17 protein-coding genes are annotated in these 23,912 nt (G+C 38.9%); 10 read left to right on the top strand and 7 right to left on the bottom strand.

The features are described 5' to 3' along the window. Positions 1-47: 47 nt before the first annotated feature. On the bottom strand, positions 48-890 hold the full coding sequence (locus tag CMT41_RS10915) for an isopenicillin N synthase family dioxygenase (protein WP_057181317.1): 843 nt from the start codon (positions 888-890) through the stop codon (positions 48-50). A 186-nt stretch (positions 891-1,076) separates the two neighbouring features. On the opposite strand from CMT41_RS10915, the gene CMT41_RS10920 reads away from it, so the two are divergent. The 4 genes from CMT41_RS10920 (at position 1,077) to deoD (ending at position 5,311) form a co-directional block, all read left to right on the top strand. Continuing rightward, positions 1,077-2,069 carry a hypothetical protein gene (locus tag CMT41_RS10920; RefSeq protein ID WP_232299946.1) on the top strand — a complete coding sequence of 331 codons (993 nt, stop codon included), beginning with the start codon at positions 1,077-1,079 and terminating at the stop codon, positions 2,067-2,069. A 101-nt stretch (positions 2,070-2,170) separates the two neighbouring features. Beyond that, positions 2,171-3,088, top strand: a complete 918-nt coding sequence (locus tag CMT41_RS10925) for an endonuclease/exonuclease/phosphatase family protein (protein ID WP_058027274.1) — start codon at positions 2,171-2,173, stop codon at positions 3,086-3,088. A 109-nt stretch (positions 3,089-3,197) separates the two neighbouring features. Continuing rightward, a complete protein-coding gene (add, locus tag CMT41_RS10930) occupies positions 3,198-4,205 on the top strand; it encodes an adenosine deaminase (RefSeq protein ID WP_057181319.1) in 1,008 nt (335 codons plus the stop codon). Positions 4,206-4,606: 401 nt separating this feature from the next. Further along, entirely contained in the window at positions 4,607-5,311 is a 705-nt protein-coding gene (gene deoD / locus CMT41_RS10935) for a purine-nucleoside phosphorylase (protein WP_058027275.1), read from the top strand. Positions 5,312-5,461: 150 nt separating this feature from the next. On the opposite strand, the gene CMT41_RS10940 is transcribed toward deoD, so the two are convergent. Further along, positions 5,462-7,768, bottom strand: coding sequence for a TonB-dependent receptor (locus CMT41_RS10940; protein WP_058027276.1), 2,307 nt, complete (start codon positions 7,766-7,768; stop codon positions 5,462-5,464). A 91-nt stretch (positions 7,769-7,859) separates the two neighbouring features. Next, positions 7,860-9,077, bottom strand: a complete 1,218-nt coding sequence (locus CMT41_RS10945; protein ID WP_058027277.1) for a phosphopentomutase — start codon at positions 9,075-9,077, stop codon at positions 7,860-7,862. 268 nt (positions 9,078-9,345) lie between these two features. Here CMT41_RS10945 and udk point away from each other — a divergent pair, with 268 nt between their 5' ends. The 4 genes from udk (at position 9,346) to CMT41_RS10965 (ending at position 12,772) form a co-directional block, all read left to right on the top strand. After that, positions 9,346-9,993, top strand: coding sequence for a uridine kinase (gene udk, locus CMT41_RS10950; RefSeq protein WP_057181323.1), 648 nt, complete (start codon positions 9,346-9,348; stop codon positions 9,991-9,993). Between the two features lie 32 nt (positions 9,994-10,025). Then, positions 10,026-11,270, top strand: coding sequence for a NupC/NupG family nucleoside CNT transporter (locus tag CMT41_RS10955; protein WP_058027278.1), 1,245 nt, complete (start codon positions 10,026-10,028; stop codon positions 11,268-11,270). Positions 11,271-11,295: 25 nt separating this feature from the next. After that, entirely contained in the window at positions 11,296-12,105 is an 810-nt protein-coding gene (gene deoC / locus CMT41_RS10960) for a deoxyribose-phosphate aldolase (RefSeq protein ID WP_058027279.1), read from the top strand. 88 nt (positions 12,106-12,193) lie between these two features. Next, positions 12,194-12,772 carry a thymidine kinase gene (locus tag CMT41_RS10965; RefSeq protein WP_058027280.1) on the top strand — a complete coding sequence of 193 codons (579 nt, stop codon included), beginning with the start codon at positions 12,194-12,196 and terminating at the stop codon, positions 12,770-12,772. Positions 12,773-12,970: 198 nt separating this feature from the next. On the opposite strand, the gene deoA is transcribed toward CMT41_RS10965, so the two are convergent. From deoA to CMT41_RS10980, 3 genes are all read right to left on the bottom strand, one after another. Then, positions 12,971-14,290, bottom strand: a complete 1,320-nt coding sequence (gene deoA / locus CMT41_RS10970; protein ID WP_058027281.1) for a thymidine phosphorylase — start codon at positions 14,288-14,290, stop codon at positions 12,971-12,973. A gap of 11 nt (positions 14,291-14,301) precedes the next feature. Then, positions 14,302-14,721, bottom strand: coding sequence for a cytidine deaminase (gene cdd, locus CMT41_RS10975; RefSeq protein WP_058027282.1), 420 nt, complete (start codon positions 14,719-14,721; stop codon positions 14,302-14,304). Positions 14,722-15,171: 450 nt separating this feature from the next. Further along, positions 15,172-18,396, bottom strand: coding sequence for a TonB-dependent receptor (locus CMT41_RS10980; RefSeq protein ID WP_058027283.1), 3,225 nt, complete (start codon positions 18,394-18,396; stop codon positions 15,172-15,174). Positions 18,397-19,139: 743 nt separating this feature from the next. On the opposite strand from CMT41_RS10980, the gene CMT41_RS10985 reads away from it, so the two are divergent. Continuing rightward, a complete protein-coding gene (locus CMT41_RS10985) occupies positions 19,140-19,775 on the top strand; it encodes a TetR/AcrR family transcriptional regulator (RefSeq protein ID WP_057181329.1) in 636 nt (211 codons plus the stop codon). Positions 19,776-19,795: 20 nt separating this feature from the next. Then, positions 19,796-20,983 carry an endonuclease/exonuclease/phosphatase family protein gene (locus CMT41_RS10990; RefSeq protein ID WP_058027284.1) on the top strand — a complete coding sequence of 396 codons (1,188 nt, stop codon included), beginning with the start codon at positions 19,796-19,798 and terminating at the stop codon, positions 20,981-20,983. A 550-nt stretch (positions 20,984-21,533) separates the two neighbouring features. Here the strand turns inward: CMT41_RS10990 and CMT41_RS10995 are convergent. Then, complete coding sequence (locus CMT41_RS10995; protein ID WP_057181331.1) at positions 21,534-23,858, bottom strand: methyl-accepting chemotaxis protein; 2,325 nt, start codon at positions 23,856-23,858, stop codon at positions 21,534-21,536. Positions 23,859-23,912: the final 54 nt, after the last annotated feature.

Genomic DNA, 23,912 nt, shown 5'->3' on the forward strand with positions numbered 1-23,912 from the left:
CACTTGTCGGCTTTAATTGTCCGGTATCAATAAGTTAACTAGCTAGGCTATACTTTAACCCCTAACTCACGTAGACGTTCGAGTAAATAACTGGCTTGGGTATGTTGCTCAGATAAAACCACTTCACTACGTGGATGCAAAAATAAAGGTAGAGAAATACGAGATTTATCGCTGCCTTTACCGCTAGGGTTGATCACGCGATGGCTGGTTGATGGAAAATAACCACCCGATGCTTCTTGTAACATATCACCAATATTAATGATTAGATTGCCAAAATCAGACGGTACATCCATCCATTCGCCATCTTGACCTTGTACTTGCAAACCTGGCTCGTTGGCAGCGGGTAATATAGTCAATAAGTTAATATCTTCATGGGCTGCGGCTCTAACCGCACCCGCTTCCTCATCACCGGTAAGCGGTGGATAATGCAATATTCGCAATAAGGTATTAGGGGTATCTTTAATCATATGCGATAACGCTTCAGCATACTTATCGGCAACATCAGCTGGACTGTGCTCTTCTACCCAGTCCAATAACTCAGCTGCCAGCTGTGATGTTAATCGATAATATTCAAGAATTTCATCTTTAAGTTGTGTCGGAATACGACCCCAAGGATAAACATGGAAATATTCTTTAATATCTTTTTTACTATGACCTTTAGCCGTTTCAGATATCTCAGCAGAAAAATAACCATCTTGTTTTTCTGGGTCAAAAACAAACGAATGCTTCTCTTCGCTTAAGAAAAACGCCTGCCAGTTTTTATAAATTGATGCCACTAAGCTTTGTTTTATTGGATGATTGATAAGTACAGCAAAACCAGTTTCGTGTAAGCTTTTAACAAATTTTTCAGCCGCGTCTTTTGCTGTGTAATCGACAACTTGTACTTGCATAATTTAATTCTCTTTGAAGATAATTCTTTAAACCAATGAAGATATTTTACTCTTTTATCGCTTTTGTTCAACAGCGACAAGCTAAAAAGCTGACCACATGGTCATTTAAAATATAAAGTAAACTTGCAAAAATTACCGCCATTCGCTAGCTTAACTTTTATTATTTTTATATTGATAGGGCTACTGATGCTTTTCAGTCTTAATTTATGGCAAAAAAGAGCTTGTTTGTTTGCCTTTTTATTTTTCACTCCCGCCAGTACAGCATTATCGGCTCAAACAGTGGTTATCTTAGCTGACATGCCCTACAGCGATAAAGAGAAACTGATGTTACAAGGGCCTGATGGCATATTATATCGTCTGATCAATGAAATAAGCCCCAGTGTCGTTATGCATCTTGGCGATTTTAAAAGTGGTGGCAAGTCATGCACTGACACCTTATTAAAAGAGCATAAAGCACTGTTAGCACAAATCTATCTCGGCAGAGTTATTTACACGCCTGGCGACAATGATTGGACTGATTGTGATCGCTCGTCATTACGGTACAGTTTTAATGAGTTAGAACGGCTCGATTTTTTAATTACCTTAATGTTTAAGACGCCACCGCTATTAGACAAAAACTTAACCTCATTAACGTCGCAACCTGCACAAATAGAAAATAAATTATGGATCAATGATCGCCTAGCAATAAGCACTTTACACCTAGTCGGTACCAGTAATGGTCGAATTCATATCGATAAGTCTAAACGAGAAAATGCCCTTAAAAAAGCTGATCATCGAGACAAAGCCAACCTAGCTTGGCTAGAAAACATTGCAGATAAAACAAAAGAATTTGATGCCTTAATCATCGGCTTTCAAGCTGATATTTATCAACAAAAGATATTGCAAAGTAACACTTGTGACAGTTCATCATTAAAAACATGTGATGCTTTTGCTATGTATCGACAAGCATTTAAACAATTAGCCAAAAGAATAAATAAACCAGTATTAATTGCCCATGGTGATACCGGGGAGTTTTGCTTTGAAAAATTAGACCATAATCTTTGGCATTTAAATGCTGCTGGGGACTTTCGCTACCTTGATGCAACAAAGGTTAGCTTTAATAAAAAATCGCCTGAACAACCGTTTACGGTAACGGCTCTGATTAATCCAACCCTACCAAATATTGGTTGCCTCAACTAATCCATCCTTGGCAAGAATATTTGCCTGTTTGTTAATGTATAACTAGTGTAATGTTGCACACCAAACAATACCTGACCGAATGGTTAGGAAAGAGAGGCTTGATGAAAAATTCCACCTTAATAACACTGGCACTACTATTTACACTATTTTTCAGTGTTAGCACTCAAGCCGAGGAGATCAAAATTGCCTCTTGGAACATTGCTTGGTTAGGCTCTCATGAGTATAACCAACGTAGTGAAGCTGATTACCAGCAATTAGCACATTATGCCAAGCAACTAGATGCTGATGTTATTGCGCTACAGGAAGTTGAAAGCGAGTACTGGGCCCGAAAAGTTTTTGGCGATGGTTATGATTATTATTTTTCGACTAAAGATTGGGTGCAGCGTGTTGGTATAGCAGTCAAAAAATCACGAGGTTTTACTGTTAAAGCCAAGGAGTATAAGGCCCTAGATATTGGTAAAGTACGCCATGGCATGGATGTTACCTTAACAAAAAACGGTAAAACCTTACATTTACTGGCAGTACATCTAAAGTCAGGTTGTTTTGCTGCTCCCTTAGATAATAACAGTATTGATGCCATGCCTAATTCCTCTGAAAAAGAAATAAGGCGTAAAGAGGCCTGCGATAAACTCAGTAGACAAATAAAACCGTTAGAGCAATGGATTGATTTACATGCCGCACAGGACTCTGCTTATATTGTATTAGGCGATTTTAATCGCCGCTTTTCTCAAGATATTGCTTTGCAATACTCTGAGAAGAAAGGCTTATGGCAAGCCTTAAATGGTGACGGACAAGCCGCACTTTGGACACCAACAACAACAGTTAACTCAGACTGTTGGGGCGGTTATTATAAAGACTATATAGATCATATTCTTTTTAACCCAAAAGCCAAAAAGTTATATGTTGATGCTTCATTCGAACAACTCGTTTTCAAAGGTAAATACAGCAAAGAGTTATCACGCAACTTAAGCGACCACTGCCCTATTTCGGTAAAATTGCAACTAAAAATGTCCACATAGAAGGTCTCATAAATAAATGGGCGCTATAATTAATAACCATTAGTTGGTAATATTTATCATTTATGTTAATAACTTTACCCACTAAGATTGCACTGCTAGGACCTTTATCATGCATAACAACCAACTTCCCCTCCTTGATTTACATCGACACTTAGATGGCAATATTCGCCCAGCAACCATTTGGCAACTGGCACAAAAAAACAAGATAAAATTGCCTACTGACAACTTAGACGCATTTATCCCTCACGTGCAAATTACCGATAGTGAAGCCGACTTGCTTGCCTTTTTGAAAAAGCTTGATTGGGGTGTTGGGGTGTTAAAATCCCTTGATGATGTAGTGCGTATCGGTTTTGAGAATGTCGAAGATGTTTACCACGCTAACATTGATTATGCTGAATTAAGGTTTTCGCCTTATTACATCGCCATGACTCACAACCTGCCAATAGAGGGTGTGGTTGAAGCGATTATTGAAGGCGTGAATCAGGGCAGAAATAAATTTGCCACTCAAATTAATTTAATCGGTATCTTAAGCCGTACTTTTGGGGTCGAACATTGTCAAAGTGAACTTAACGCCCTACTCGCCTATAAAGACAACTTAGTTGCGGTGGACTTAGCCGGTGATGAATATAACTTTCCAGGAAGCCTTTTTGAAAGCCACTTTAACCAAGTAAGAGATGCTGGCTTGAATGTTAGCGTACATGCTGGTGAAGCTGCAGGTCCTGAAAGTGTATGGCATGCCATTGAAAAGTTAGGCGCAACACGTATCGGTCATGGTGTCGCTTGCGCTAAAGATCAAAAACTAATGGATTATATGCGCGATCATCAAATTAGTATTGAGTCTTGTCTTACCTCTAATTACCAAACAGGTACCATTAAGGACCTATCGGCACATCCAGTAAAAACATTTTTAGCAAACGACCTGATGGTTTGTTTAAATACCGATGACCCTGCGGTTGAAAATATAGAGCTTGCTGGTGAATTTGAACTCGCGCGTAACGTACTTGGCTTGAATACTGAGCAAATTAATCAACTACAACACAATGCTGTACAAATGAGCTTTTTGTCTACATCAGAAAAGCAGACGCTGCTCAATATTAAGCAAAGCTCACTAAAATAGTACTGAAGTAATACTAAAGTCAGACTAAAATAATATGGTTAAACCTTTTCATTAAGTTTGTGATCTTGTTGTGCTCAGGAAAAACATTTCAGCACAAGGCGCTCGATTGACCAATAGCGGGCTATTGGGATTGAGAGCAAGGCAGTCTTGGGCTATTTTAACCCGCACAAGTGGGCAATACCTTAGTGACATTGGTATTACTTGATCAAGAATTCACTTAGCATTATGATTAACTGTACTTTTTTATTGATAAATATGCACTTTATCATCGCATTCAATCCGTAAAAAAGTAAATGAACAGCAATTTTATCAGTAAAAAACCCTTGATAGCAGCATGAATGATTCTATTCTGGCTAGAAACTTACTGAGTTATTATACTTACATATTAAAGGATAACTCTTATGCCAACCCCTCATATTGAAGCTCAAGCAGGTGATTTCGCCGAAACAGTATTAATGCCAGGCGATCCACTTAGAGCCAAATTTATTGCCGAAAATTTTCTAGACGATGTTAAGTGTGTCACTCAAGTACGCAACATGTTTGGTTATACTGGTACTTATAAAGGTAAACGTATTTCGGTTATGGGCTCAGGCATGGGTATACCAAGTATATCTATTTATGCCACTGAGCTTTATAAAGATTATGGTGTGGAAAAAATCATTCGCATTGGCTCTTGTGGCGCCATCCGTGATGATATCAAGATTCGTGACATAGTCATTGGTATGGCTGCTAGCACTGATTCAAACGTAAACAGACAAAGAATTAATAATATTGATTTTGCTGCGTGTGCAGATTTTTCTTTATTAAAAAGTGTCGTTGATACCGCGGAAAGGCTAGGTAAAGCTGTGCATGTTGGTAATATATTCACTGCTGACTTATTTTATACTCCGCAGCCAGAAATGTTTACCACCTTGGAAAAATACGGTGTTTTAGCGGTGGAAATGGAAGCTGCTGGCCTTTATGGTGTTGCTGCTGAATACGGTAAAAAAGCATTGACTGTGTTAACGGTCAGTGATCATATTAAAACCGGTGAACAAACCACGGCTGAAGAGCGACAAACCACGTTCAAAGATATGATGGAAATAACGTTAGAGAGCATACTGTAAGAGCAAGCAGTTTAAGCAAGTACTTACTTCTTTATGCTCAACGGTATACAGTCTAGCCAATCGGTTTTGACAAAAAAAGGGTTAGCATTTTGCTAACCCTTTTTATTTCATTAAAAATCAGATAAAGATTTTATTTATCAATGAAGTGTTTTAGAAGAAAGACACTTTAAACGCGGCGCCAACAAAACGCTCTTCATTCACCATGCCTGAGTTGTTATTAAAATCAACACCACCAATAATGACTTGCTCATCGGTAAGATTACGAACAAAAGCAGACACTTCATACTCATTATCTCCCATAATCCAGTTATAACCAGTACGAGCGCCAATCTCTACTAGGGCTTCGCCTTCAAACTCTTTTGCTCGATATAAAAAGAAATCAACTTTACCACGGTAAGTTAAATCAGTATGAGCAAAGAACTCACCCTCACCAACTTCTTTTACATAACTTAAGGTTAAGTTTGATATCCACTCTGGCGCGTTAGGTAAACTATTGCCATCAATATACGCCATGGTAACAGGGCCACGACTACCAGGAACTTGGAAGGTAGCATCGGTTACGGTACAGGTGCCAGAGCCACAAACGGCAACAGCAAGACCTTTATCATTAATTTCAGTTTTGTTATAACTGAGATTAAAAGTAGCAATTATGTTATCCGTTAAAATCCACTCAGAATCAAGCTCAATACCATAACCCTTGGTACTGTCTGCATTGAGTAGTGTATTGGAATTTGAAGTACCACCCACAGCAGTTAATTGCTGATTATTCATATTAAAATAATAGACTGAGGCATTAATTCGACCTCTGCCGTCTAAAACATCAGACTTTATACCTGTTTCATACGAGGTAATGGTTTCAGAATCAGCAACACTAACATTTTGATCATAAAGTACACGACCTTGAATGCTCGGTGCTCTAAAACTGTTTGCTACACGGGCATACCAATTGATATCTTGGCTAATTTTATAAACACCACTAATATCCCAACTTACGTGACTATCACTTGGATTTACCGACTTAGAGTAATTACCACCATCAGCACCTGGAATGAATGGATGGTCTAATAGTTCCGCAGTAAAGTCTTTTTCATCATCAGAGTAACGAAGACCTACCGTTAATGAGAAGTCATCGGTAAAATCATAATCAACAGAGCCAAAAACAGCCCATGCGGTTGTTTCTTGGTATTGCGTTGATTCACCATTCTGCGCACCATGTTCAGGATCCGATGGTGTTGAGTTAGTATCACGAGTATAAAAATCAAAAGTATTAATGGTTAAATCTTCGTAAAAGTAGAAAAGACCAACTTGATAGTTTAACTGACCAACAAAATTTGAAGCTAATCTCAGCTCTTGCGTGTATTGGTGATGATCAGGGATTTCATCAGCCGTTTGGGCGCCCCACCATACGGCATTCGCATCACCTGCTGGAGGAAAACCATTATAACCGCCATCAACATCGGCTCTAGAGTATATTTCAGCACTCTCCCAAGCCGTTATCGAGGTAAGCGTGTAATCTTCAATATCCCATTCAAGTTTTAAACTACTACCTTGGGTACTCACTTGTTGAGTAGCAAACTGACCCGCATCTTGATAAACGACATCTGCTGCAAAATCAGGACGAATATTATTAGTGCCTGGAGTCGCAATATTTGGGTGAAAAGTAATAGGTGAACCATCTAGATCTCTAAAGTGATAATTAAATAAGGCACTGAAAGAATTGCCTTCATATAAAAATTGAATACGGGCTGCATTATCCTCATAGCCACCTAACTGATCAGTTTGTTCAAAGCCAACCGCGCGATTATCAATATAATCATCTTTTGATTGATGTAAAGCTGAAACGCGAATGGATAAGTTATCAGTCAAACCACCACCAATCGCAGCAGATGAATTAATTGCGCCACGAGAACCATAGGAAACAGCAGCATAACCATCAAAAGACTGTGATGGTTTCATTGAGTCAAACTTAACCAAACCAGCAGGGGTATTACGGCCAAACAAGGTTCCTTGTGGGCCTCGAAGTACTTCTACTCGTTCAACATCAAAAACAGGAAAACCCTTTAAAATTGGGTTTTCTTGCACTATATCATCAACAATATAAGAAACAGGCTGTGAGGCATTTAAATCAAAATCGGTATTACCTAAACCACGGATATAAAAGCGAGGGAAACTTCGACCATATGAAGATTCAACGGCAAGACTTGGAATACGAGCGCTCATAAAGCGAATATCCATACCTGCAGAACTATAGGCATCAAGGTTTTCACCTTGTAATGCTGACACAGAAACAGGCACTTCTTGCACATTTTCCACTCGTTTACGGGCAGTAACTTCAATCACTTCAAGTTTAAGTTTACCCGCTTCTTCAGCTTGCACTATTGAAGTAACTCCGCCACCGGTGGCGAGGATTGCTGCGCTAATGCATAGCGATAGCGATTTTTTCTTAAAAGAGTACATGTGTTTATTCCCCAGATATAAATCAAATTAGTGATAGCTCGCTCTGAACGGCGATTCTAAAATCACTACTAGTATAGTTTCAGTTTTACAATTAACCTTTGAAATTAAGCTTTGACAAAAAGCTAGTGCCATAATCCATTGGCTCAACCTTAAATAGTTCCGCAATGGTTTGCCCCAAGTCAGCAAAGGTTTTTCGGTTACCTATATTAACAGATCCGACCTGTTGATGGTAAGCGATAATCGGTACATATTCTCTAGTATGCTCAGTGCCTGGCCATGTTGGGTCACAGCCGTGATCGGCGGTTAAGAATAAGATATCATCAGCAGACATCGCCTGAAACATTTCAGGCAGACGCACATCAAGTGCTTCAAGCTCTCTTGCATAACCGATGGCATCACGTCGGTGACCAAAGTCTTGATCGAAATTAACCAAGTTAGTAAAAATAAGTGAATTATCTTGAGCAGTATTGATATGAGCAAGCGTGGCGTCAAAAAGCGCATGCAAACCAGTCGCTTTGGTTTTTTCATCAATTCCTTGATGGGCAAAGATATCGGCAATTTTACCCACACCAATCACATGGGTACCGGCCTGAGATATTTTATCTAGTACGGTAGGTGCTGGCGGTAACACCGAGTAATCTCTTCTGTTACCTGTTCTAGCGAAGTTGTCCGCATTATCCCCAATAAAAGGTCTAGCGATAACGCGTCCTATATTCAAGTCACCGAGTAATTCACGTACCGTTTCACAATATTTATAAAGGTTATCTAAACCAAAATGCTCTTCATGAGCCGCCACTTGAAAAACACTATCTGCCGAGGTATAACAAATAGGTAAACCCGTTTTAATATGCTCATCTCCCAAACGTTTAAGTATTTCAGTACCCGAGGCATGGCAATTACCTAGCATACCAGTAAAACCCGTGGCTTGATGAATACTGTTGGTCAATGATTTTGGAAAGCTATTTTCTTTATCGGTAAAGTAGCCCCAGTCAAAAAGCACAGGTACGCCTGCCATTTCCCAGTGACCACTCGGAGTATCTTTACCTGTGCTAATTTCCTCTGCAAAGCCATAAGCCCCTTTACTTGGCGCTCCGCCTTCATAAGGGAAGTCCTGATTAGATGCCTGCTGACAGGCTTTTATTAACCCTAAGGCAGATAAATTGGGTAAGGCAATCTTTTTACCTGTTGCGGCAAAATATGCACGCGCTAAATTAGCTAAAGTATTTGCACCAACATCACCAAAATCAACGGCATCAGGAGAATAACCAATGCCAAAACTATCAATAACCAAAATTATTGCACGTGCCATAATATTTCCTTTTTTACTTTTAAATTACAAACAACAACAAATATTAAAATAATAATACAAAAAATATGACCAAGTGGTCAAGTTGTGTTAATTTATCACTTTTCTAAATAAGGCGACATAATTCCTTTCCTACTGGCTAACTATTTAGCCACTGTATCGTTTATTGACCTTATAATACTAAAATAAATATCGCTAATAGCTACTAGCTACAGGTAAGATAAACACTTGTACTTAATTATTAATTTTTGCTTTAACAACAGGCTGAACATTGAAACCATTTAAACCGACCATTATTGCTATCGCTGGCCCATCAGCATCAGGGAAAACACTTTTTGCCCAAACAATTCATGATGAGCTTGTTACAGAGCTGGGTAAAAATGGAATTTCAATTATTTATGAAGATGCTTATTATCGTGATCAATCACATTTGTCAATGCAAGAGCGTGAGCAAACAAACTATGATCACCCGGATGCCTTCGAACATGAACTGTTGTCTGATCACTTAATACAACTCACTGAGAATAAGACCATAAACAGTCCTGTTTATTGTTACAAAACTCATACCCGTATCAATGAAACAAAGACTTTACTACCGACAAAAATAATCCTGATCGAAGGTATATTACTACTTTCGAATCAAGAGCTTAGAGACTGTTTTGACATTAAAGTTTATATGGATACGCCGTTAGATATCTGCCTGATCAGACGGATTCAACGAGACTTAGTTGAACGTAATCGCAGCATAGAGTCAGTTACCAGCCAATACTTAGCAACGGTAAGACCTATGTATCATCAATTCATTGAACCATCAAAAGCTTGGGCTGATATTGTCATTACCCGAGGCGGTAAAAACAGAATGGCCATTGAAGTGCTCAAAGCAAAAATTCGTCAACTGTCACAACAACCCACACAATAATAACCATAATAATAAAAACATAAGAGGTATTCATGGATTTAGGTGCACTTAGAGGTGTTATAGGCATAGTGGTATTGCTAGGAATAGCTTATGCCTTATCAAATGGCAAAAAATCTATAAACATGCGTACGGTTGGTTTAGCTTTTGCCCTACAGCTTTTACTGGGGGCCTTTGTTTTATATGTGCCTTTTGGCAAAGATTTTTTACTGTCTATGACCAATGGTGTGCAAAGTGTTATTGACAGTGCCAAAGTAGGCATTAACTTCCTTTTTGGTGGTTTAGGCACAGATGCCATGTATGACAATGGTGTCGGTTTTGTTTTTGCTATCAGAGTATTACCCAATATAATTTTCTTTTCCTCTTTAATTGCGGTCTTGTATTACCTCGGCGTAATGCAATGGGTTATTAAAATCATTGGTGGTGGCTTACAAAAGCTATTACAAACCAGTAAACCCGAATCACTTTCAGCCACGGCCAATATTTTTGTTGGTCAAACTGAAGCGCCACTCGTTATTCGCCCTTATATTGCCAAGATGACCCAATCAGAATTATTTGCCATCATGGTGGGTGGTTTAGCCTCTGTTGCCGGCTCTATTCTTGCAGGTTATGCTGGGCTTGGTATCGAATTAAAATATCTTATTGCTGCATCATTTATGGCCGCTCCTGGTGGCCTATTAATGGCAAAAATCATTTATCCTGAAACTGAACACGACAAAATAGCCAAAGACCCTATCGATTATGACGACGATGACAATAAACCCACTAACGTTATTGATGCCGCCGCCTCTGGCGCCGCATCAGGCTTGAAACTTGCGGTAAATGTCGGCGCTATGTTACTGGCTTTTATCGCGTTAATTGCCTTACTAAATACTATCGTTGGTGGTGTTGCTGGTTTATTTGGTTATCAAGATATCACCATTGAATTTTTCTTAGGTTACCTATTTGCCCCCTTTGCTTATATTATCGGTGTGCCAGCCAATGAAATGTTGCAAGCGGGTAGTTTCATTGGTCAAAAAGTAATCGTTAATGAGTTCTTTGCCTATGTCAATTTTATTGAAATAAGAGATACCTTAAGCCCAGTAACGCAAGTCATTGTCACTTTTGCTTTATGTGGTTTTGCCAACTTATCATCTATCGCAATTTTACTCGGTGGTCTTGGCTCTATGGCACCAAGCCGCCGCCACGATATTGCCAGGATGGGTATGCGAGCAATGCTTGCTGCAACATTGGCAAACTTAATGAGCGCGGCAATTGCCGGTATTTTCTTTGCTTTATAACAAGTAAAATAGGAAGATAAAAATTATGTCAAATAACTTACCTAGTGCTGAGAGTAAAGCAGTCGCTCTGCGTGCACTGTCATTGATGGATTTAACTAGCCTTACTAATACGGAAACTGAGCAAGACATTATTGAACTTTGTCGACAAGCAAAGTCGCCTGTCGGCGCAACAGCCGCTATTTGTATTTTTCCGCGTTTTATTCCCATCGCTAAAAAGGCACTGAAAGCACAACAAAGCCCACAGATAAAAATAGCTACGGTTACTAACTTTCCCCATGGTAATGATGATATTGATATTGCTTTAGCCGAAACCAAAGCTGCAGTAGCCTATGGCGCAGATGAAGTAGACTTGGTCTTCCCTTATCGCGCGTTAATGCAAGGCAACGAAACCATTGGTTTTGATATGGTTAAAATTTGTAAACAAGCCTGTGCTAATTCAGCCAAGCTTAAAGTGATTATTGAAACAGGCGAACTCAAATCGGAAGTGTTAATTCGCCAGGCCAGTGAAATTGCCATTAATGCCGGTGCCAATTTTATTAAAACATCGACCGGTAAAGTAGCGGTAAATGCTACGCCAGCCGCAGCAAAAATCATGTTAGAAGTAATAAAACAAAAGAACACTGCCGTTGGTTTTAAACCAGCCGGTGGGGTAAGAAACGCTGAAGATGCTGCTATATACCTTGATTTAGCCGATAGTATATTAGGCGGTGAATGGGCTGATGCTAATCACTTTCGCTTTGGTGCCAGCAGCTTACTTACCAGTTTATTAGCTACGCTAGGACAGCAGAGTAATACTAAGACCTCAAGTAATACCGATATACCAAGCAAATACTAAAACTGACGAATAGCTGACGAATAGCTGACGACTGAGTAAAGCTAGCACGATCAGTTTTATAAGATAATATTTAAAAAAGCAGTAAGCAATGGCACAACTTTATTTTTATTTTTCATCGATGAATGCCGGCAAGTCAACTCACCTGCTGCAATCTTCTTATAACTACCAAGAACGTGGTTTAACAACCGCTATTTACACTGCGAAAATTGATGATAGATTTGCTAAAGGTAAAGTTACTTCCAGACTTGGCATTGATGCCGACGCTTTTTTATTTGACGATAAAACTAATCTATTCAAAGATGTTGAGCAGAAAAATCAAGCTAGAAAACTGGACTGTGTACTCATCGACGAAGCTCAGTTTTTGTCAACAGAGCAGGTTAAACAGCTTACTGATATAGTCGATGTATTGCATATTCCTGTACTGGCTTATGGTATACGCACTGATTTTTTAGGACAAACCTTCTCCGGTAGTGCCGCCCTGCTCGCTTGGGCAGACAAGCTTGTTGAATTAAAAACCATATGTCACTGTGGCCGCAAAGCTAACTTTGTTATCAGGCAAGACGCTAACGGTAAAGCGGTACAAGATGGTGAGCAAGTCGAAGTTGGCGGTAATGAGCGCTATGAACCCCTTTGTCGTGCTCACTTTAAGCAAGTTGTCAGATTATAAGACCAGGTAGTGTTCATACTGGTGATAAGGTTTAGTTCATACTGATGATAAGGTTACTACTTTATTATCAAAGTAGTTCCGATGAAGAGTTCATCTAAAAGGTAACTCATGGTTAAGCGTATTTTAAACGTAGTCTCTGCAGTTGCGGGCATTTACTACCGAGCAACTGCTGTTAGCATCTAAGCTTATTAGCTTTAACTATTTATATATTACTGGCGGCAACTCAGGAGCCTCTTCAGTATAACTGAGCGCATTATTAAATTGCTCAATGGCTCTATCGGCTGAGTCTTGATCTTTGGCATGAACACGGGCAATCACTTCACCACGATTCACTTGTACACCAAGTGGTAATATCCGATCAAAACCAACACTGTGATCTACCGCTTGTGTCGGTGCGGTTCTACCGCCCCCTAAGCCCACCACCGACATGCCAACAGCACGAGTGTCCATTTGTGCAATATAACCATGCTGCCTTGCTTTCACTGCCACGATAACATTTGCCTTGGTCATTGAGTCCCAAGGTTTTTCGACGAAGTTTTTCGGGCCACCTAATGCTGCGACCATACGTTCAAAGACTTCTGCCGCTAGCCCAGATCTTAATACTTTATCAATTTTTTCATGGGCTTCTTTTTCATTACTCGCTAGCTTGGTATTAATAAGCATGGCACTGGCAAGTGCTTGTACAACTTTATGTAAGCGCGGCTCTCGTTGTTTACCGGTTAAATACTTAACCGTTTCAGCCATTTCTATGGCATTACCGGCACTGGAACCAAGTACTTGGTTCATATCAGTAATAATAGCCTGTGTCTTCACACCTGCGCCATTAGCAACACTCACGATACTATCAGCAAGCGCTTTAGCATCCGCCAAGGTATGCATCATAGCGCCATTGCCGACCTTAATATCCATTACTAAGACATCTAAGCCAGCAGCAAGTTTTTTAGATAATATTGAAGCAGTAATTAAGGGAATAGACTCAACCGTGGCGGTCACATCTCGAATTGAATACAAACGTTTGTCGGCTGGGGCTAAATTATCGGTTTGCGCAATAATAGCCACACCTACTTCTTTAACTATGCGCTTAAACTCACTGATGCTTGGCTGAACATTAAAACCGGCGATGCTTTCTAGTTTATCCGCGGTACCACCAGTGTGACCTAAACCTCGACCAGAGATCATCGGCACATAACCACCACAAGCAGAGACAATAGCAGCCAACATAAAGCTGACCTTGTCACCTACCCCTCCGGTGGAATGTTTATCAACAATAGGACCGTCAAAACCTTGCCAACTTAAGACCTCGCCTGAATGCATCATAGCTTTGGTAAAATTGACTTTTTCATCAACTGACATACCCTGTTGAAAAATAGCCATGGCCATAGCGCCAACTTGACTATCGGAGAAACTGCCATCGACCAGGCCTGAAACAAAAGCCTTTATCGCTTGTTCATTGAGTACTTTACCGTCACGTTTAAGGCGAATAATTTCTTGCGGGAGCATTTTATTTGTTACTGACATGAGTTAACTCCTTATAAGTCTAATAAATCTTTCGGGGTGAATGCATCGGGTAATAACTCCTGCACCGTCCACGTTTTTCGTTCATTTTTATGGTTAACGGCAAGCACTGGCGCCGATTGCTCAAAAAACTCTGCAATTACTTGCCGACAAGCACCGCAAGGTGGTGTTAATTTATCTTGTTCGGTATAAATAACAATCAGCTGAAATTGCTGTTCGCCATTAATTACCGCCTGACTAATACAGTTACGCTCTGCACAGACCGTTAAGCCATAGGACGCATTTTCAACATTACAACCTTTCACTATATTGCCATTGGCTGTTAACGCAGCAGCGCCAACATGAAAATTACTATATGGCGCATAAGCCAATTGATAAGCGGCTTTAGCTGCTGCAATGACATCTTCAATTAATTCTGTTCGTATTTCGTTCATTATGTTCCCAAGTAACCAACAATATTGATAACTTCAGCATACCATTACTGACCACTTGGTCAAGTATTTGTCTTTTTAAAATAATTTTCTTTTATAACAACAGCCTCAACTGAATTCTGGTCATAAAAAAGCCCTTTAATAAAATTAAAGGGCTTTATACCAAACGGATTAATTAACTGAGCAACTTAGAACTACGTTAGTGAGCTTAGAACAAACAAAATGAGTTAAACATAGTTATTCTATATTTCATTCATTTTGTGACGTTATCAGTTTACTAACGAGTTCCCAAAGGGCGAGTTTAAAAGGCTTACATGCGGCGTTATTGATTTTGACAAGGGAATAACTATTCTCTTCAATCAATGCCTTGCCTCTAAGCCTTTTAATTCTCGCTAAGTGATCAGTTAAATAGTCCGATTGGTATTACTTGGTTTAGCTCACACTATCAGTCAATTAGAACGTATAGCTAATACCAACTTTCATCTGCCATGAAGAAGATGACTTAACAATAGTATTATAATTACGCGTATCAGCGCCATTAAAGCGAGGATCGATAATATAACGTCCTTGCTCATCTAAGCCACCTAAATCATATAATGCTTGGTTAGGGTAAGTCATGCGTTTCTCTACTCCCCAATCATCATTTAACAAGTTAGCAAAGTTATCAATCATAAAGAATATTTGACCTTTATGACCTTTAGTAAAACCAGGAATTTCTTGCTTGATGCTAATATCTAAGGTAGTTAACCAAGGTTGCGTACCGGTATTTCTGTCCATAATTGAACCAGACGGTGAAATTCCAGCTTGTGCCATTAAGACCGATAACTCATTCCAAGAAAGATCTGACTCTTCCCAATTCACATTCGGATCATCGGCACCTGATGGTATATAAGCTAGGTAAGCAGAGTTTGAATAAAAATCTTTTGTATCACCAAAATCATCATCTTTATACATGCCCATTACCGTACTATATGGGCGACCTGAGCGGCGCTCAAAATATGCATTAAAACGTGTTTGATAACCAGAAAAAAACTCAGTGTTATAACTGAAAGTCATTTTGAAGCTATGCTCAACTTCATAGTGACCACGAGCTACCATATCTTCATTGCGGTTTTTAATAACATTATGTTTATAGTTACTTTGTGCACGAGATGAAGAACCTGCTTGGTTTTCCGTCACATCTTGATGAGCATAGCTCATAGTAATACCAATACCATTATCCCATTCCTTGGCAAGTGCCGTTGAAAGAATAATTGAGCGACCATTATTTTCAGCATTAGTCATCATGATATCGAAGTTATCTTCTAAATCACCTGAATAGATACTTTCATTGATAACACGTTCACCATCAGCGGCAAGGCCTACAGAGCGAATTGCGGTATTTTTCCACACCGCTTCGTTTTCTTTAATGTGGTACATCACTTCAGAGGTCCACTTAAAGTTATTACCTAGCATTGGCACATCAAACATTAAGTCAAAACCTAATTGTGTACGCCAGCTTGAAGGTAATTCAAAGTTAGGATCGGTATAGTTAGTACTACCCGCACCTTTAGTCATCGCATCTTGTATTGCTTGTGGAACTTGCGTGATATCAACTACGGGGTTGTTGTCATAGTAATCAGTGATTGCACTGTCTGGGGCAGAAACTAAGGTAATACCATCGTTTTGAAATGGATTATTATACCAAACATTGGGTATACCACCTTGGAAGCGACCTACACCAGCACGTACCGTTAAGTCATCGGTAGCAAACCAAGTTAAATTAACACGAGGTAAGATAATATCTACACCATCAAGGTTTTCTTGGTTAGTGAAACCGTAAGTTTCTTTAAAGGCTTCGTTTAACATTGGTTTATCATCAGACGATAAACGTTCATAACGAACACCAACAGACATTTCAATATCGTCTGTTAAGTAAAATTTATCTTCTACGTATAATGAAATTTGTGAACGGAGTGCATCATAGGCAGTATCATTTGAATCATTTGTGTAAGCATTATCATAGCTAAAGTCATAGTCACCTCTGAAAGATCCAAGTTCTCTATTACCAAAGTCTTCTATGCTATCAAATTCCCAAGAACCTAATGAGTTTTGGGCAAATAGGTTATATAAACGTAATCGCTCATATTGGCCACCAAAGGTGATTTCATGTTCACCTAAAAGATATGTTACATCTAAAGACAGAAGAAAGTTTTGCGTTTCTGATTTGTTCGCATGTCTAAACACGTCTCGGCCAAACTGATACTCAGGGCCTTTGTAGTATTCTTCAACAGTTACACTACCTAAATCCGAGTTATTTTGACTCTCTGATGAAACATCTTTATAGCTTATACCAATTTCAGTGGATAAGTTATCTGTCCAATCTGAGTATACTTTGGTCGCAAAATTATTCATCTTCGAGAGGTAAGTATAACGAGCTGAGTCCATCTTAACTGTGCTACCACCAGTACCAAAGTTACGCTCATCTATATCGTCTTGCCACTGATAAGTAAAGTCTAAACGGTGGGCGTCATTAATATTCCAGCTCAGTTTAGCTAGTAGCGTTTCATTGCTATCTTTAGGGTTACCGCCTAAAGAATCTTCAAGGTCATAAGTATTATTTAAATGACCAAGAAAGTCATTATAGTTTGCTTCGGTAACATCATATTCGTGTGTAGCACCACTGCCGTCAAAACCATAATCCATCTCAAGCTTGCTGCTCCAGCTACCATAGTTAACGAAGTAGAACAACTCATTTTCAATAATAGCGCCACCAACATTAAAACCAAAACGTTGTTGTGTTTCAATTGGCGCTACTTTTGTTGTTTCATAGGTTCTATTACCATTTTCATCAAAAACCGGATCTAAGCCGCCCCATTGATTCTCTTCAAATACTTGTGATTCATTATCCACATCACCCGCCATACTAGGCGTTGAGGTCTCATAAAAGCCAGAGAATTTGAATTTATTGGTACCTGATTTAGTTACCGCATTAATGATACCACCACCAAAATTACCTTTTTTTGCTGAGAAAGGCGATACATCAACCGATATTTGCTCGATAGCATCTAACGATACTGGCGGTTGTTGTGTTGGGTAACCACCGTAGTTCAAACCAAAGTCATCATTTTGACTAATGCCATCAACCGTTAAAGTGTTTGATCTAGGGTTACCACCGGCAAAAGTAAGTTCACCGTTACCATTAATGCTCGCCAACGGGTTCATGCGCGCAATATCTTTAATATCTCGATTGAAGCTAGGACTGTTATTAATGATATCTCCACCAAAAACACTGTTTGAGCCACCAACATCTTGTAAAAAGTTACCGCCCGTGATTTCAATACGTTCTACCGACAATGGTGCTAACTGTTCATTTAGGCGATAAGTATCACCAAGTGCAAGAAAAATGTTAGTTAGCTCAACATCTCTGAACTTATCAGAGTCAATAACTACCGTGTATGGACCACCTACACGCAAGCCTTTAGCAATAAATATTCCATTATCGTTAGTAACGTACTCATTTACTCTTCCTGTAGGAGTATGAATTAATTGAATTTTAACATTGCTTGCTACATTACCCTCTGGACCAACAATTTTTCCTCGCATTGAAGAAGATGTCTCAGCCGCTAAAGCTGAAGTTGATAGCCCAAGTGCAAGGACTAACGCACTAGTTATATGTGATAGACGATAATTGTTCATCTGTTATTCCTATGTTTTGTTTTGTTTGGTTCTATTTTATTTTAAAGTGATATTTATTCTTATTATTTTTAAGCAATAAAAAGTTAACCAATTGCTCTGTTTTTCATTTCGATTGAAATTAGAGCAGAATTTTATTACAGTTTCATTACATATTTTAACATCTTTACTGAAGCAGTATAAACATAAACATCAGACCAGTTAAATAAAAAACAACAGGTAGATAGTAAAGTAACGTTAATTCAATTGGTTAGAATCAAATCACCCCTAGTAACTGTTAAAATAATTACTGATATTATTTATATATAAAATATAGTTATCGATAGCTGTGGTTTTAATTACATTTTAATATAAGAAACCATCCAATTGGTCAGATAAAAAACCAAGCTTAACTAAACACTGGTGATTAAAGCGCTGAAATTACAGTAAAATACTGACGGCTAGGAAAGTATGTTATTTTATTCACATAAGTATATTATCTAGCACAGCTGAAATTACATGTTTTAGGTTACTCACTACAAAAATGTAATCAAGTGGGGATATAGTGTACTTTTCCTTGTCAATAACTTACATTTATAGTCGGTATAATGAGTTAAAATATAAAGTACTATCTTTTAACTATCTGACTAAATGGTTAACAATAATTTGAGAACGGGTGTGACTTATATCGCTACGACTGGTAAAAGTCCTATAAAAACAGTCATGACCGTCATCATAAATACAATAACGAACACTGAGTAAAGAATATGACTAGCGCTAATCAAGTTAAGAAAAACGGCAATATTAGAGCGAAAAGCCAAGTTAAGATCCTCACAGCAGCTAGAACCGAGTTTGTTTTACAGGGGTATAGGGGCGCAACGGTGCAATCTATAGCTGATCGAGCCGAGATGCCAAAAGCTAATATCCTTTATTATTTCAAAAACAAAGAAAACATATATCATGCAGTGCTGGAACATACACTTGAGATGTGGGATGAAGGCATTGGCGATATCGAAGCAGACAAAGGGCCAAAAGTCGCGATAGAAAAATTTATTGAAGCGAAAGTCAGGATGTCATTTAAACACCCTGAAGCGTCAAAAATATATGCGATGGAGATAATTCAAGGCGCACCGCATTTAAAAGATTATGCACGTACTTATCAACGTCAGTGGGTAAGAGAAAAAGCTAAATTATTTCAACAGTGGATTGATAATGGTGAAATGGCCAATGTTGACCCGGTACATCTTATCTTTCTAATTTGGTCAGCCACTCAGCACTATGCTGACTTTGAGACCCAAATTTTAACGATAATGAATCGTGCCGACTTCGAAGAAGATGATGTACAACAGGTAATCACTTTTCTTTGTGACATTATTTTACGTGGCTGCGGCCTAATTAAATAGGATTGGTTTAAAATACGGCTATGAAAAAACACACCATTATTGCATTACTTGCCTTGGCGTTACCTCAGATGACTTTTGCACAAGCAACAACACTAAAAATCGCTACCTTTAATGTCAGTATGGAAGCGTTAAATTATATTGATCATAATCGCGCTGAAGCAGAAAGTGTTTCGGAAAAAACACTAGTTAACGCATTGGCTAGTGATCATCAGCAAATAAAAAACATTGCCGAGATAATCCAAAGGGTTAACCCTGATATCCTTTTGCTCAATGAATTTGATTATCAAGACGACAATAACAAAACCTTGAAAATCTTTATTGCTAACTACTTAAATAAAGGCCAACAGGGGCAAAAAGCCATTGATTACCCTTATTTTTACCAAGGTCCGGTTAATACCGGCATAAATTCAGGTTTGGACCTGAATGGTGATGGTGAAAAGGGCAAACTACCTGGTGATGGTTTCGGTTATGGTCATTTTCCCGGCCATTTTGGTATGGCGCTATTATCAAAATACCCGATAGATATCGCCAATATCCGCAGTTTTCAACATTTCAAACGCCATGATATGCCTAATGCACTAGTGCCAATAGACCCGGTAACGAACAAACCTTGGTACAGCAATCAAGTATGGCAAGCGCTGAGATTATCATCTAAGTCTCATTGGGATGTGCCTGTTGAGGTCAATGGTAAAACTATTCATATACTGGCGAGCCACCCAACACCGCCCGTATTTGATGGGCCAGAAGATAGAAACGGTAAACGTAACCATGATGAAATTCGTTTTTGGCATGATTATATTACCCCTGAAGCTTCCGACTATATTTACGATGACAATGGTAAGAAAGGTGGTCTTAAGGCCGCGAAAGTATTTGTTATTCTCGGTGACTTAAATGCCTCAAGTGTTGATGGCGAGGCAATCAACACCAGTATTTCAGCGTTACTACAAGACAAAAAAATTCAAGATGTTATGCCGCAAAGCCAAGCGGGTGAATTGCATACACCTGACAATGTTAACGCTAAACATCATACTTCAAACTGGGGTATGAGAGTTGATTATGTCTTACCTTCTGCTCTTGACTTCACTATCAATGATTCCGGTGTTTTTTGGCCCTTAGCAAGCGACGAGAGCTACCGTTTGATCAAGGATAGAAATGCTTCATCTGATCATCGTCTGGTATGGCTTGAGCTAACAACAAAACCCGAATAGCCAAGCAGGAAATAGCGAAGCACACATAAAAAAGCCGACAAGTGGCCACACAAGTCGGCTGAGCTTACTTAAATTGAGCGGCTATTGACGTTCAATGGCCTCTTGTAAGCAAAACTAGTTAGCAGTTACCCTAAATACAATGGCGGTTAATTGATGTTAGCGATGAGTGTATCTTTATTAGGGTTAACATCGCCAGGCCGTCAGCGGCAACTAGCCTGACACAGGGGGTGATAGGCGATTTGAAATAATAACTAACTTGATTGATGTTGGCGGATATAATCCGCCTTCAGGGCTAAACCTAGTGGTAAATAAACGGCATAACGGCTATGACAATAGCGGATCAACCTTAATGGCTTTTTAACTGAAAAAAGCCATTAAATAACATGCCTATGTAGTTTACTCAGGATCTCTTTGTAAACGTCATCTTCGAAGTCTCTGATCGAAGATCCATTGCTCTTTATGCACTGGATCCCCGATTAAAACACCACGGGGATGACGATCCTGAGCCAAGTGCATAGGCATGTTAAATAATAACAGTGACTTTATATCCTTAATATTTAAATTGCCTGACTAATGTCGACATATTTACCGCTAATTTGGCTAAATCATTGGACGCTTGCGAGGTTTGCAGCGCTGCACTAGAGGTATTCTCAGTGTAATCAGAAATATCAATTATATTTTGATGAGCTTCATTAACACTATCGCCTTGAAGCTGAGCAACTTGGGCACTTTCTATATTTTTAGTACTTACCTCTTTTACTAAACCTTCCACTGTTTTTAAACTTGTTGCTGTTTGCTTAACAAGATCAATGCCTTTATTCGCAGCTGTTGAAGCTTGGTTCATGGCTGTGACTGATTGCAAAGATGATTTTTTTAAGCCTTCAAGTTTCTGTTGTATTTCAATGGTAGATGCTTGTGTTTTGGCCGCAAGGGTACGTACTTCGTCGGCAACAACGGAGAAACCACGCCCAGATTCGCCCGCTCTGGCCGCTTCAATGGCCGCATTAAGAGCCAACAAATTAGTTTGGTCAGCAATGCTATCAATAACACTTAAAATACCCGTAATCTCTTCAACTTGAGTATTCAATTGATGCAGTTCTTTTGCAGCAATATTCACTGAGTCTACTAAGTCGTGGATTGCTAATTGAGCACTTTGCGACAAAGTTGAACCTTTAGCAGATTCAGTACTTGCTTCAGTCGTCATGGTCGCTGTTTGAGAAGAGTTTTCGGCTATTGAATTGATACTGGCATTCAAGTCAGACATTACTGCCGTAGTGAGTTCAGTTTTCTCTTTTTGCCTCACTATGATTGCATTAGTCTCTTTGGTTACCGCAGATAACTCTTCCGATGAAGACGCTAATTGACCTGCATGTAAATCAATTTCAATGATAATATTCCTGATTTTACTAACAAATTGATTAAAAGCTTTACCTATATCGCCTATCTCATCATTACGCTGAGCTAAGTCTAATTCAACCGTTAAGTCACCATCGCCTTCGGAAACTTCTGAAATGCGTTTGACTAGGACATTAAGCGGGTTAACGATAATATTGGCGATAATCAAACCCGTAGTGATGCTGATTGCGCCAATAAAAAGCAGTGACAATAAACTATAAAAATATAATTCCTCTGAAAGTTTAGCTGCGTCAAAAAAAGCTTCTTCAACATCAATCTCGGCCATTAGGGCCCAAGTTTGATTGCCGTATTTTAATGGCATATAGGCCGATAACACCTTAACATTTCTATAATCTAAAAATTGAGCGAAGCCTTTATTTCCTGCCAGCGCTTCAGCGACGCCTGGGGTTTTTACAAACTGCATTCCTATCGCTGAATTGTAAGCCTTTATTTGTTGTAGATTAGGCTGAGAACCCGAATCTTCTAGAGCCTTGAAATAACTTTGTTTGTCTTCAATTAAAAAGCGACTTTCACTACGTAATTTATAGTCAGGGCCAACTAAATATGTTTCTCCCGATAAACCTAGCCCGACATCTAACCACCTTTCATTATTTGTCATTATTTTATTAATACCGTCAATTGGCATTTGAAATATTAAGATAGCTTTTGCCTTGCCTGATTGGTTTACTATTGGGGAGGCAATAAAAGAAGCGGCTTGATCATAGGAAGGAAAGTAACTTTCATAATCAACCAAAACGACACTGTCATTGTCATTGAGTAACTTAGCTTTATTAAAGGCTTTTGCCAGTCCAGAATTGGCGTATGGACCTGTTATCAAGGAGGTCGCATAGTCTAGTTCTTTAAAAACGGAATAAATAACATGGCCACTATCAACATCAACGATAAAAATATCATAGTAACCAAAGCTATTGAGGTAATCTCTAAACATTGGGTGGTATTGTTGATGAACTTTGTCGTAAGGCGTGTCTCCAGCACTGTTAAGCTGTTCTTTATTGCCCAACGGAAATCGATTTTTGGCAATATACTTGTCTTGAAAATAAATAGCTAAAGGGCCAAGCTGGGATAATTTATGGTGAACTGAGAAGTTTGCCTGTGGATTTTTGTTATTAAAAGCCTGACTAAATTGGCTTTGGTAATAACTCGAAACTCTGTTTTTTCCAGCATTTAATTGTTCTTGGAGATTAGAGGGCTTATAAAATGTATTGGAATAGTTTGTTGCCGCAGCTATGACTGAAGGGTTTTTAGATAACGAAATAACTTGCGCTTCAATTGTGTTTAAATATGAACTGATTTGCTCTTTTTTTAATTCTCGAAGAGAAATAAGTTGTTCTTTCGATTTTTTACCCAACGCTTCAAAGGAAGACTGGTTAGCTTGTAATGTTATTATCACCGCCATAATAAAGGCTGGAACAATAGCGAGAAATATAGCTTGGGAAAGTAATTTATGTTTAATTTTCATCTGAACATCCATGAATAGGTAATATCTGCCAGTAAGTAACTTGCTGATAAATAA

The organism is Colwellia sp. MT41, assembly GCF_001444365.1.
In the GTDB taxonomy this organism is placed as follows: Bacteria; Pseudomonadota; Gammaproteobacteria; order Enterobacterales; family Alteromonadaceae; genus Colwellia; species Colwellia marinimaniae.

What these genes read in the sequence shown, in the direction of transcription:
- CMT41_RS10915 (WP_057181317.1), bottom strand. Translation starts at nt 890, where the DNA reads ATGCAAGTACAAGTTGTCGATTACACAGCAAAAGACGCGGCTGAAAAA.
- CMT41_RS10920 (WP_232299946.1), top strand. Translation starts at nt 1,077, where the DNA reads ATGCTTTTCAGTCTTAATTTATGGCAAAAAAGAGCTTGTTTGTTTGCC.
- CMT41_RS10925 (WP_058027274.1), top strand. Translation starts at nt 2,171, where the DNA reads ATGAAAAATTCCACCTTAATAACACTGGCACTACTATTTACACTATTT.
- add (WP_057181319.1), top strand. Translation starts at nt 3,198, where the DNA reads ATGCATAACAACCAACTTCCCCTCCTTGATTTACATCGACACTTAGAT.
- deoD (WP_058027275.1), top strand. Translation starts at nt 4,607, where the DNA reads ATGCCAACCCCTCATATTGAAGCTCAAGCAGGTGATTTCGCCGAAACA.
- CMT41_RS10940 (WP_058027276.1), bottom strand. Translation starts at nt 7,768, where the DNA reads ATGTACTCTTTTAAGAAAAAATCGCTATCGCTATGCATTAGCGCAGCA.
- CMT41_RS10945 (WP_058027277.1), bottom strand. Translation starts at nt 9,077, where the DNA reads ATGGCACGTGCAATAATTTTGGTTATTGATAGTTTTGGCATTGGTTAT.
- CMT41_RS10955 (WP_058027278.1), top strand. Translation starts at nt 10,026, where the DNA reads ATGGATTTAGGTGCACTTAGAGGTGTTATAGGCATAGTGGTATTGCTA.
- deoC (WP_058027279.1), top strand. Translation starts at nt 11,296, where the DNA reads ATGTCAAATAACTTACCTAGTGCTGAGAGTAAAGCAGTCGCTCTGCGT.
- CMT41_RS10965 (WP_058027280.1), top strand. Translation starts at nt 12,194, where the DNA reads ATGGCACAACTTTATTTTTATTTTTCATCGATGAATGCCGGCAAGTCA.
- deoA (WP_058027281.1), bottom strand. Translation starts at nt 14,290, where the DNA reads ATGTCAGTAACAAATAAAATGCTCCCGCAAGAAATTATTCGCCTTAAA.
- cdd (WP_058027282.1), bottom strand. Translation starts at nt 14,721, where the DNA reads ATGAACGAAATACGAACAGAATTAATTGAAGATGTCATTGCAGCAGCT.
- CMT41_RS10980 (WP_058027283.1), bottom strand. Translation starts at nt 18,396, where the DNA reads ATGAACAATTATCGTCTATCACATATAACTAGTGCGTTAGTCCTTGCA.
- CMT41_RS10985 (WP_057181329.1), top strand. Translation starts at nt 19,140, where the DNA reads ATGACTAGCGCTAATCAAGTTAAGAAAAACGGCAATATTAGAGCGAAA.
- CMT41_RS10990 (WP_058027284.1), top strand. Translation starts at nt 19,796, where the DNA reads ATGAAAAAACACACCATTATTGCATTACTTGCCTTGGCGTTACCTCAG.
- CMT41_RS10995 (WP_057181331.1), bottom strand. Translation starts at nt 23,858, where the DNA reads ATGAAAATTAAACATAAATTACTTTCCCAAGCTATATTTCTCGCTATT.